This is a genomic window from Salipaludibacillus sp. CF4.18, from assembly GCF_051262595.1.
Classification (GTDB): Bacteria; Bacillota; Bacilli; order Bacillales; family Salisediminibacteriaceae; genus Salipaludibacillus; species Salipaludibacillus neizhouensis.
The window spans coordinates 1-312 of sequence record NZ_JBIMEV010000177.1 but is presented as its reverse complement, the minus strand read 5'-3'; the positions used below and the strand labels follow the sequence as shown (position 1 = coordinate 312).

Sequence of the window (312 nt, the reverse complement as noted above, 5' to 3'; positions counted from 1 at the left end):
AGGTGAAGCGATAAGAGAAGTGAATAATTCAAGGTTTGGCCTGCAAGCGGGGATTTATACAAATGATATTCGTAAAGCGATGAATGCTTCAGAGGCGTTAGAAGTTGGTGGCGTAATTATTAATGATATCCCATCTTTCCGTGTTGACAACATGCCTTATGGCGGAGTGAAAGAAAGCGGAACAGGACGGGAAGGAATCAAATACGCAGTGAAGGAAATGACCGAGTTAAAGCTCGTTATTGTGAACCACGCACTATAAAATATTAAGAAGGAAAGGTGATAGACGATGGATGATCGAATGTTTAAAACAGC

Annotated in this window: 1 protein-coding gene; it reads left to right on the top strand. The window is 41.0% G+C overall.

The features are described 5' to 3' along the window. Window positions 1-259 (top strand): aldehyde dehydrogenase family protein (locus ACHABW_RS26045; protein ID WP_435759953.1); only part of this gene is annotated, 259 nt, incomplete at its 5' end. Between the last annotated feature and the right edge of the window lie 53 nt (window positions 260-312).